We start from the raw sequence: 10,327 nt of genomic DNA on the forward strand, positions 1-10,327 counted from the left end.
TTTCATTGATCACTTCCACCTGCCAGCGGCGGCGCTCGGCATACCTCAGGTACATTATGAACAGGTCCCCGGCAAAAATGGCGGCTTCATCACCGCCGGCTCCGGCCCGTATCTCCAGGAACACGTTCTTGCCGTCATTGGGGTCTTTCGGCAACATCAACCGCTGCAACTCTTCATCCAGCTCATCGGTTTTCTGCTCCGCCAGCGCCAGCTCCTCCTCGGCCATTTCCCGCATATCGGCGTCGCCATCGTGGGCCAGCTCGCGGGCGGCTTCAATGTCTGCCAGAGACGCCTTCCAGGCCTGAAAGCAATGAACAACCGGTTCGATGTCAGCAAACTCCCGGGAGAGGTCCCGGAATTGGTCCTGATTGGCAATAATGCTGGCATCACTCAACAACCCACTGACTTCCTCGAAGCGGTCTGACAGTTGCTCGAGGCGATTCTGAATCGATGGTTTCATAGTTTTTCCGGGGTGGTAACGTCGACGTCTTCGGCATCCAGCTGATGCAATTCTCGTAGCCACTCGGTCACTTCACTGCGACCTTCGGTTGTAGCCTTGCGAACCTGAATGGAAGGTTCATGGAGGAATTTGTTGGTGAGGCCCCGGGCCAGGCTGCGCATGACGGTTTCCGGATCACCGCCGTTGCGCAAGGCCCGCAGCGCTTTGTCCGTCTCGACGTCACGCAGGGTTTCCGCGCGCTGCCGGAACTGCTTGAGGGTAGACACCGCGTCCAGCGCCCGGAGCTGGCTCAAAAAATCCTGGACGCCGTCCGCAACCAGGTTCTCGGCTTCCCTGGCGGCCCCCTCGCGGGAGCGAATGTTGTCTTCGATAACCTGCCTCAGATCGTCAACGGTATAAAGGTAGACGTCAGCCAGCGAGGCCACCTCCGGCTCGATGTCCCGGGGTACCGCAATGTCGACCATGAAATACGGACGGTGTTTGCGGCCTTTCAGCGCCCGCTCAACGGCCCCTTTACCGAGAATTGGCAACGGGCTGGCGGTAGACGAAATAATGATATCCACATCCCGCAGGTGAGCGGGGATTTCAGACAGCAGAATACCCTTGCCACCACGGGACTCCGCCAGCGACTGAGCCCGCTCCAGGGTCCGATTCGCCACCAGAAAATCCTTCACCCCGGCATCCGCGAGATGGCGGGCGACCAGCTCAATGGTTTTGCCGGCACCGATCAGCAATGCCTTATTGCGGGACATGTCCGAGAAAATATGATGCGCCATACTGACCGCTGCGTAGGCCACCGAGACCGGATTTTCGCCAATGGCGGTCTGGGTACGCACCCGCTTGGCCACAGAAAAGGTGTGCTCGAACAGGCGGGAAAGAAACGTGCCGCTGGCCCCATGCTCCCGCGCTAACGAGTAGGCGTCCTTCAACTGGCCGAGAATCTGCGGCTCGCCCAGCACCATGGAATCCAGACCGGCGGCAACCCGCATCATGTGCCGAACCGCATCGCCATCCCGGTGCAGGTACAGCGCCGGCTCAAGCTCCGCGGCGTCCATATCATGAAAGCCCGCCAGCCAGCGCAGGATGACCGGCCCGCAGTGATCGTCACCGGCTATATAAAGTTCGGTGCGGTTACAGGTAGACAGTATGGCCGCTTCGCTGGCACCGCACATGGCGCGCAACTCAGAGAACGCCTCGGCCATGCGCTCTGGCGTGAACGCCACGCGCTCACGCAGCTCCACCGGTGCGGTGCGATGATTGATTCCCAGCGTAACCAGAGCCATGTTGGTGATGAGCAGCCTTATACCAGAATGCGGACGGTCGATTCCCGGCATTTTACCGGGCCATCGCCGTGGTAGCCACCCAAAACCCCCGAGAGTTCGGGAAGTGCGGACAGGTTGGGCAATATCAGGCGCTTGTGCCATCATAGGAGCCTGGCACGGCATGGTCGCCTGAACACCCGGGCTGACTGTCTCAGATGCGCTGTAATCAGGATACGGGATGTTGCATGCATAGATCCGCTCGGTTTTATCTTTCCTGCCTTCTTGGGCTGTCACTCACCGGTTGTGCCGCATTGAACGGAAACCCCGACCAATCCGGCACCAGCGACGAAGACACGACAACCGAGGCTATCGCAGCGGAGCCCGAGATCCGCTACGCCGATTTCGAACCGGAAGTTCTGTACCTGCTGCTGTCAGGCGAAGTGGCGGCGCAACGGGGTCGCTATGACGTAACCCTGGTGAACTACCTGAACGCCGCGAAACAGTCCCGCGATGAGGGCGTGATTGAACGGGCCATGCGAATTGCCCAGTCCCTCAATGGTGACAACGCCCAGCGCCAACTTGCCAGCTTGTGGCTGGAGGTCGACCCGGACAACCTTCAGGCTCACCGCGTATCCGCCATCCAGGCGGTGAAAAACAACGATCTGCAAACCGCCTTGGGGCACATGGAACAGATCATGGACCTGGGGGGCGATGCCGATTTCGACAGCCTTGCCGCCATGGCCGCCAACCTGCCCCCGGAACAGCAACGTGAGTTGTTGACCCTGTATGAGCAGATGGCCGAGCGCCACCCCCAGACCCCCGAACTGGAATACAGTACCGCCCTGCTCCTCAAAGTGACACAACAACCGAAGCGCGCCCTGGGGCGTATTGAGGCGCTGCTGGAAAGCGAACCAACGTTCCAGCCGGCCATCATTCTGAAAGGCGATCTGCTCTACCAGGTCGGCGACAGGCGCGAGGCGCTTGACCACCTGCTGGTCAACACACGTCGCTTTCCCGCCAACCGCCAGATGGGCACTCTGTATGGCCGCATGCTCATCGGCGAAGGCGAATTACAGGCCGCCCAGGATGAATTCAAGCGCCTGATGACACGTTTCCCCGACGCCCCCGGTTTACGCCTGTCACACGCGCTGGTGTCACTCGAAAATGGCCAGAAAGATCTCGCCCGGGAAGACCTGACTCGGCTGATCGAACAGGGGCACCATACCAGTGAAGCTCACTACTACCTCGGGCGAATCGCTGACGAGGAAAATCAGCCCCATCAGGCCATTGGTTATTACCGCAGCGTGGAAGACGGTAACTATTACTTCCCCGCCCTGGCCCGCGCCAGCACCCTTCTGGCAGAACAGGGAGAGCTCGGCTCGGCACTGGCGAATATCCGTGAGCTGCGAGAAGCCAACCCGGGCCAGGCCGAAAACTTCTGGCTGCTTGAGGTTAACCTGCTGCTGGATCAGGACCAGGAAACCCGGGCCCTGGAGACCGCCACCGAAGCACTGGAGGCCTTCCCCGAGAACGTCAGCATCCGCTACGCCCGCGCCATGCTATTTGACAGCATGGATTCACCGGGCGACGCCGAGGAAGATCTGCGCCAGATCATTGATCAGGACCCGGAAAACGCGGTTGCCCTCAATGCCTTGGGCTACATTCTCACCACCCGCAACGATCGGCTGGACGAGGCGCGCACCCTCATAGAGCGGGCACTGGCCGTAGACCCCGAGAACCCCGCCATCCTGGACAGCATGGGCTGGGTCCTGTTCCTGCAGGGGCAAGAGCAGCAAGCCCTGGCGTATCTGTCAGAAGCCTGGGCCGCCTACCCGGACCCGGAGGTCTCCGCCCATTACGGTGAAGTGCTGTGGACGTCCGGGGCGCAGGATCAGGCCCGAATCATCTGGAAAGAAGGCATTGATGTCGACCCCGGCCACCCGGTATTGATCGAGACCATCGAACGGCTGACAGGAGAACAACAACCTTGAGTATGTTCCGCCCGCACCTGCTAGTCCTGGCTGCCAGCCTGCTTCTGGGTGCCTGTACCTCCATTCAGCTTGAGCCACTGCCAGAAGGCCTGACAGACCAGCCCCCCGGTGACTGGACCGAACGGAGCGAACAGCTCAAAACGTTCGACACCTGGGAGTTGAGCGGGAAGCTGGCGGTCAAACAGCCCTCAGACAGTGGTACCGCCATCATCAATCACTGGATTCAGGAGCGCGGTGGCTACGATCTCGAACTGTCATCATCTTTCCTGGGCATGGGGCGCACCCGGCTCGAGGGTGTTCCAGGGTTTATTTCCCTGACCCTGCCCGATGGGGAAACCTACCGTTCCGGAGATCCGGAGGCCCTGATCAAAGCCGCCACCGGCTGGCAACTGCCCATCGACAGCCTGGTGTGGTGGATTCGCGGCCTGCCAGGGCCAGAGGGCGACTTCCGCCTGTTGTTTGATAACAGCGACCAGCTCGCCATGATCCGCCAGCAAGGCTGGGAGATTCGCTATGACCGCTGGCGGTCCTTTATCGATGGCTACCCACAGTTGCCTGCCCGGATTACCGCTATCAAGGACGACAAGCGCGTCAGAATGGTGGTTACCCGCTGGAACGAAACCACGGAACCGTCCCGGTGACGCCATTTACGCTGCCCTCACCGGCCAAGCTTAACCTGTGCCTGCACATTGTCGGCCGTCGCCCCGATGGGTACCACGAACTGCAGACCCTGTTTCAGTTTCTGGACCACGGCGACAACATCACCTTTGTACCGATGCCGGACGCCAACGGCGACATCCGCCTGCAATCGCCTGTTCCCGGTGTGGCCGACGACGACAACCTGATTCTGAAAGCTGCGCGCCTGCTCGCCAGTACCCGGCAAGAGACCTTGCCGGGCATCGTGCTGTCCATCGATAAGCGCCTGCCCATGGGTGGTGGCCTTGGCGGGGGCAGCTCCAATGCAGCGACAACCCTGCTCGGGCTGAACCGATACTGGCAACTGGGGCTGTCCCTGGACCAGTTGGCGGAACTCGGGCTGCAGCTCGGGGCCGACGTGCCGGTATTCGTGCGCGGCCATGCCGCCTGGGGCGAAGGTGTGGGCGAACAGCTCACTCCGGCCACCCCTCCCAGGGACTGGTTTCTGGTTCTAAAACCGGCGTGCGATATAAACACTGGCAAGATTTTTTCCGAGCAAGGGTTGACAAGGAACACCCCTAGAATCAAAATAGCGCCCGCTTTTGAGGGAGACGCCTCGAGGTACCGAAACGACTGTGAGGATGTGGTTCGTACACTGTATCCGGAGGTTAACCAGAGCCTGGAATGGCTTTCACAATTCGGACCTGCAAGATTAACCGGAACCGGGGCTTGCATATTTGGACGTTTCCCAACAGAATCCAAAGCCCAAAATGTTTGGGCAAGCAAACCTTCCGGCATCACCGGGTTCGTAGCTAAAGGGGTGAACCTATCACCACTACACCGAAAGCTGACAGAGCTGAGATGATGCCAAGCAAAAGCACGATACTGGGGTGTCGCCAAGTGGTAAGGCAACGGGTTTTGATCCCGTCATGCGCAGGTTCGAATCCTGCCACCCCAGCCACCTTTCTCCCGCTTCTTCTGAATCAATCACCGATACCGAGAAGGATGCCGTCGTGTCCAAACTGATGATTTTCTCTGGCAATGCCAACCCTGACCTTGCCAAAGCTATTGCGCAAAAACTCCATATCCCCATGGGTCAGGCCACGGTAGGCCGTTTCAGCGACGGTGAAACCACTGTCGAGATCGATGAGAATGTGCGGGGCCATGATGTGTTCATCATTCAGCCCACCTGCTACCCCACCAACGACAACCTGATGGAACTGATCGTGATGGCCGACGCCCTGCGCCGCGCCTCCGCCACGCGAATTACCGCGGTCATTCCCTATTACGGGTACGCTCGCCAGGATCGTCGTGTTCGCTCAACACGGGTAGCCATCAGCGCCAAGGTTGTGGCCGACATGATCTCCAGCATCGGCGTGGACCGTGTACTGACGCTCGACCTGCACGCCGATCAGATCCAGGGTTTCTTCGACATTCCGGTAGACAACATTTACGCCACGCCGGTCATGCTGGAAGACATTGAAAAACAGCGTTTTGAAAATTTCGTGGTGGTTTCCCCGGACGTGGGCGGCGTGGTCCGCGCACGGGCGGTCGCCAAGCGCCTTGACGACGCCGACCTGGCGATCATCGACAAGCGCCGTCCGAAAGCCAACGTATCCCAGGTCATGCACATCATCGGTGATGTGAAAGACAAGACCTGCATCCTGGTGGACGACATCATCGATACCGCTGGGACCCTGTGCAAAGCCGCCAAAGCGCTGAAAGAGCATGGCGCTGCCCGGGTAGTGGCCTACATCACCCACCCCGTTCTTTCCGGCCCCGCGATCGATAACATCAGCGCCTCCGAACTGGACGAGCTGGTAGTCTGTGACACCATCCCGCTGGGTGACAAAGCGAAGAATTGTGATAGAATCCGCGTCCTCAGCATGGCGGGCCTGCTCGCAGAGTCCATTCGTCGCGTCAGCAACGAAGAGTCCATCAGTGCCATGTTCGAGAACGTCTGATCCGATTTATCCGGAAATAGCGCGATTTCTCAGCAGGTTACATTACGCTGAAACAGTATCTGAGTCGGGAGCCCTGCAAGGCTCCCGACTCTTTTAGTCAGCCGAAGAAAGTTTTCTGAGGCTATTCAAAAATATCACCCGTTCAAACGCCTGGTCGCGGGCAGTTCGAGTGACGATTGAGGTACATATCATGTCCCAGGAATTTGTTATTGAAGCATTTCCTCGTGGCGATCAGGGGAGAGGTGCGAGCCGCCGCCTGCGTCGTGAGGAACGGAAAATCCCGGCCATCGTCTATGGCGGTAATAAAGAAGCCGTTTCTATCTCCATCTGGCACAACGAGCTGAAAAAAGCTCTGGAGAACGAGGCCTTCTTCTCTCACGTTCTGACCATCGAACTGGAAGGCAAGAAAGAAAGCGTGATCCTGAAGGATCTGCAGCGTCACCCGTACAAGCCGCTGCTTTCACACGCTGACTTCCTGCGCGTTGACAAGGATCACGAGATCCACGTGAACGTGCCGCTGCACTTCCTCAACGAAGAAACAGCACCGGCCATCAAGCTTCAGGGCGGCGTAGCAAACCACCAGATCAACGAAGTGGAAGTGATCTGTCTGCCACAGAACCTGCCTGAGTTCCTCGAAGTGGACATGGCCACGGTCGAAATGGACCAGGTAGTTCACCTGAGCGACCTGAAACTGCCGAAAGGCGTCAAGATTGCCTCCCTGCTTCAGGGCGAAGATCACGACCTGCCCGTTGTGGCTATTCACAAGCCGCGCGGTGCCAAGGTTGATGACGCCGAAGGCGGCGAAGAAAGTGAAGAAGGCGAAAACAAGGAGTAATCACTCCTGGTCTGATGAGGGCGACGGCGAATGGCGCAGGATATTGTCATGGTGGTTGGTCTGGGGAATCCCGGGGCTGACTACGAGAATACCCGCCATAACGCCGGTGCCCTGTTCGTCGAAGCGCTGGCCCGCCCAGCGGGCCCGCCGCTCCGCCCCGAACGCAAATACCATGGGCTCTACGCCCGCATTCAGTGGCAGGGTCTCGACCTGCACCTGTTAAACCCCAGCACTTTCATGAACCGCAGCGGCCTGGCCATCAAGGCTCTGGCGGACTTCTTCAAGATTGCACCCCAGCAAATTCTCGTCGCCCACGACGAACTCGACATTCCCCCTGGCACCGCCAAACTCAAGAAAGGCGGCGGACACGGCGGACACAACGGCCTGCGGGACACCATTGCTCACCTGGGCAGCAACGAGTTCCAGAGATTGCGCGTTGGCATCGGCCATCCCGGCGACAGCCGCAAAGTCACCGGCTACGTACTTGGTCGCCTCGGGAAACGGGAAACCGAAGAACTGAACGCCGTGATTGATGAGATCATCCGCGTGCTCCCGGATGCTGCCAGCGGAAAGCTCCCCGCAGCGATGAATCGCTTGCACAGCTTTAAACCGGTATAATCCGGCCAAATTTTCAGCACCAGCAGAGGCACTCCATGGGATTTAACTGCGGCATCGTCGGCCTCCCCAACGTCGGCAAATCCACCCTGTTCAACGCATTGACCAAATCCGGCATCGGCGCGGAAAATTTCCCGTTCTGCACCATCGAGCCCAACGCCGGTGTGGTGGCCATGCCCGACCCACGCCTGAACAAGCTCGCCGAAATCGTGAAGCCGGAAAAGGTCGTGGCAACCACCATGGAATTCGTGGATATCGCCGGCCTGGTCGCTGGTGCCTCCAAGGGTGAAGGCCTGGGCAACCAGTTTCTGGCCAACATTCGCCAGACCGACGCCATTGCCCACGTGGTTCGCTGTTTTGAAGACGGCAACGTCATCCACGTAGCCAACAAGGTCGATCCCGCCTCCGACATCGAAGTGATCAACACCGAACTGGCACTGGCCGATCTGGACACCGTGGAAAAAGCCATCAAGCGGGTGCAGCGCGTTGCCAAGAGTGGCGACAAAGAAGCCAAGGCCCAACTGGACATGTTCGAGAAACTGCTGCCGGTGCTGAACGAAGGCAAACCCGTGCGCAGCATGAACCTCGACAAGGATCAGATGGCGCTCGTCCGCGAACTGTGCCTGCTGACCGTCAAGCCCACCATGTACATTGCCAACGTCAATGAGGACGGCTTCGAGAACAACCCTCACCTGGACACCGTCAGAAAAATCGCCGAATCCGAGAACGCCGTGGTGGTGCCCATCTGCAACAAGATGGAAGCCGAGATCTCCGAGCTCGAAGACGAAGAAAAAGCCATGTTCCTGGATGAAATGGGCATGGAAGAGCCGGGCCTTGATCGCGTTATCCGCGCCGGATACGGCCTGTTGAACCTGCAGACCTACTTTACCGCCGGCGTAAAGGAAGTGCGCGCCTGGACCGTCAGGGTCGGTGCCACCGGGCCCCAGGCAGCCGGCGTGATCCACACCGACTTTGAACGAGGCTTTATCCGCGCTGAAGTGGTCAGCTACGACCACTTCGTACAGTACAACGGCGAAGCCGGTGCCAAGGATGCCGGCAAATGGCGGCTCGAAGGTAAGGACTACATCGTCAAAGATGGTGACGTAATCCACTTCCGGTTCAACGTCTGATTGAACCGGGGGGCGTTGACGATGAACTTCGTGCCAGCATGCTGTAGCAACCCGGAGGACCGGTGGCCTTGGCCACAGGCATTGCCGGGCCTTCATTTAATCAGCCTGGATTTCGAGCCCGACCACTTCACCCCCGAGGACTTCAAGCGCAGCCAGATAGTCCCGCCGCCATCGCTGCAACGGGCCGTCGCCAAGCGCCAGACCGAGTATCTGGCCGGCCGGCTTTGCGCCCGGGAAGGGCTGCGGCGGGCAACCGGAGAGCCCGCCGTGCCCGCCCTTGGTGACGACAGAGCCCCGGTATGGCCAACGGGTTGCGTGGGGTCGATCACCCACACACAGGGCTGGGCTGCCTCAATTATTGGCCAGCAAAGTGACTACGCGGGGCTTGGTCTGGATGCGGAAATCATCATGTCTGATGATCGCGCCCTGCCGCTTTGCCGGCAAATCCTGACACCGTCGGAACAGGCACGGTTCCGGCCGGAACTGACCCATCAGGCCGGGCATTTCATCACCCTGGTATTTTGCCTCAAGGAAACGCTCTTCAAAGCACTTTACCCCCTGGTTCAGAAGCGCTTCTACTTTGAGCATGCGGAGCTGCTGTCATGGCATCCGGACGGCACCGCCCGATTACGCCTGCTCACCCACCTTTCCAGAGACTGGCCAACCGAAACAGAACTGGACGCCCGATTTGTGCAGGAGCGCGATCGCCTGGTCAGTCTTGTCGTCGTCAAGGCGAACGTTTCTTGAATTTATATTTATAATTCAAGGCTCGACACGGATACGGCTGAGAACTCGAAAGGGAAAAGTCGCAAAGAATTGAAAACTTCTCCGGCGTCGCTGAATTCAACTAACCCTTTGTTTAATAAACAAATAAAACCGGATCAGACCTTACAATCCGAGAATGTATGAACCAGGTTGGACGGCAGGGTATTGACAGCTTCCACCCCCAACCATAAGATACGCGCCGCTTCCATTGGTGAAGTGATGGCAAGGTAGCTCAGTTGGTTAGAGCACGGCACTCATAATGCCGGGGTCGGCGGTTCGACTCCGCCCCTTGCTACCAGTATTCAAAGGGTTATGGCTTCGGCCATGACCCTTTTTTCGTTCTTGCCCCCCATTTTGCCTCTCCTAGAGGTGTAATGGGCCCCTTTCGGGGCCTCCTGGCTAGAATGGACAATCCTTTATCTGGTCGACGATCCACTTACCGAGTTTCTGGTATCTGGCTTCGCATTCATCCTTGAGGTCTAGCCATTTTTCTGCGCTTAGGTCTGTTAAGGCTAGGCTGTCTAGTTCCTGCTGTTCCTTGGCGATCGCGGTTATTTCGTCCAGCTGGTTGTCGATCTTGAGATAGTTGTTTGATTCCATGTTGAGCACCTCGTGTTAGCCAGGAGTGGGCGTTTCTGTGTGCACTCAGGAGACCGACACGCGGAACCC

General features: G+C 58.6%; 11 protein-coding genes and 2 tRNA genes. 10 read left to right on the forward strand and 3 right to left on the reverse strand.

What is annotated here, in order from left to right:
• Together WD429_RS02565 and hemA are read right to left on the reverse strand one after the other, a co-directional pair.
• On the reverse strand, positions 1-460 hold a 460-nt coding region (locus WD429_RS02565; RefSeq protein WP_368420612.1), incomplete at its 3' end, for a PCRF domain-containing protein.
• Positions 457-1,743 carry a glutamyl-tRNA reductase gene (gene hemA / locus WD429_RS02570; RefSeq protein ID WP_368420613.1) on the reverse strand — a complete coding sequence of 429 codons (1,287 nt, stop codon included), beginning with the start codon at positions 1,741-1,743 and terminating at the stop codon, positions 457-459. The genes hemA and WD429_RS02565, both read right to left, overlap by 4 nt.
• Positions 1,744-1,967: 224 nt before the next feature.
• Here hemA and WD429_RS02575 point away from each other — a divergent pair, with 224 nt between their 5' ends.
• The 10 genes from WD429_RS02575 to WD429_RS02620 all read left to right on the forward strand — a co-directional run bounded on the left by WD429_RS02575 (position 1,968) and on the right by WD429_RS02620 (position 9,956).
• On the forward strand, positions 1,968-3,713 hold the full coding sequence (locus WD429_RS02575) for a tetratricopeptide repeat protein (protein ID WP_368420614.1): 1,746 nt from the start codon (positions 1,968-1,970) through the stop codon (positions 3,711-3,713).
• A 2-nt stretch (positions 3,714-3,715) separates the two neighbouring features.
• Positions 3,716-4,354: a lipoprotein insertase outer membrane protein LolB gene (lolB, locus tag WD429_RS02580; RefSeq protein ID WP_368420622.1), complete on the forward strand. Its 639-nt coding sequence runs from the start codon at positions 3,716-3,718 to the stop codon at positions 4,352-4,354.
• On the forward strand, positions 4,351-5,214 hold the full coding sequence (gene ispE, locus WD429_RS02585; protein WP_368420615.1) for a 4-(cytidine 5'-diphospho)-2-C-methyl-D-erythritol kinase: 864 nt from the start codon (positions 4,351-4,353) through the stop codon (positions 5,212-5,214). Before lolB ends, ispE begins: the two co-directional genes overlap by 4 nt.
• A gap of 21 nt (positions 5,215-5,235) precedes the next feature.
• A tRNA-Gln gene (locus WD429_RS02590) sits at positions 5,236-5,310 on the forward strand.
• 52 nt (positions 5,311-5,362) lie between these two features.
• Positions 5,363-6,313, forward strand: a complete 951-nt coding sequence (locus WD429_RS02595) for a ribose-phosphate diphosphokinase (protein ID WP_368420616.1) — start codon at positions 5,363-5,365, stop codon at positions 6,311-6,313.
• Positions 6,314-6,503: 190 nt separating this feature from the next.
• Entirely contained in the window at positions 6,504-7,148 is a 645-nt protein-coding gene (locus WD429_RS02600; RefSeq protein WP_368420617.1) for a 50S ribosomal protein L25/general stress protein Ctc, read from the forward strand.
• 30 nt (positions 7,149-7,178) lie between these two features.
• On the forward strand, positions 7,179-7,766 hold the full coding sequence (pth, locus tag WD429_RS02605; protein WP_368420618.1) for an aminoacyl-tRNA hydrolase: 588 nt from the start codon (positions 7,179-7,181) through the stop codon (positions 7,764-7,766).
• Between the two features lie 35 nt (positions 7,767-7,801).
• Positions 7,802-8,893, forward strand: coding sequence for a redox-regulated ATPase YchF (ychF, locus tag WD429_RS02610; protein WP_368420619.1), 1,092 nt, complete (start codon positions 7,802-7,804; stop codon positions 8,891-8,893).
• A 21-nt stretch (positions 8,894-8,914) separates the two neighbouring features.
• Positions 8,915-9,640, forward strand: coding sequence for a 4'-phosphopantetheinyl transferase (locus WD429_RS02615; RefSeq protein ID WP_368420620.1), 726 nt, complete (start codon positions 8,915-8,917; stop codon positions 9,638-9,640).
• Between the two features lie 239 nt (positions 9,641-9,879).
• Positions 9,880-9,956 (forward strand) — tRNA-Met (locus WD429_RS02620).
• A gap of 101 nt (positions 9,957-10,057) precedes the next feature.
• Here WD429_RS02620 and WD429_RS02625 read toward each other — a convergent pair.
• Positions 10,058-10,258, reverse strand: a complete 201-nt coding sequence (locus tag WD429_RS02625) for a hypothetical protein (RefSeq protein ID WP_368420621.1) — start codon at positions 10,256-10,258, stop codon at positions 10,058-10,060.
• Between the last annotated feature and the right edge of the window lie 69 nt (positions 10,259-10,327).

Source organism: Marinobacter sp., from assembly GCF_040904845.1.
GTDB lineage: Bacteria > Pseudomonadota > Gammaproteobacteria > Pseudomonadales > Oleiphilaceae > Marinobacter.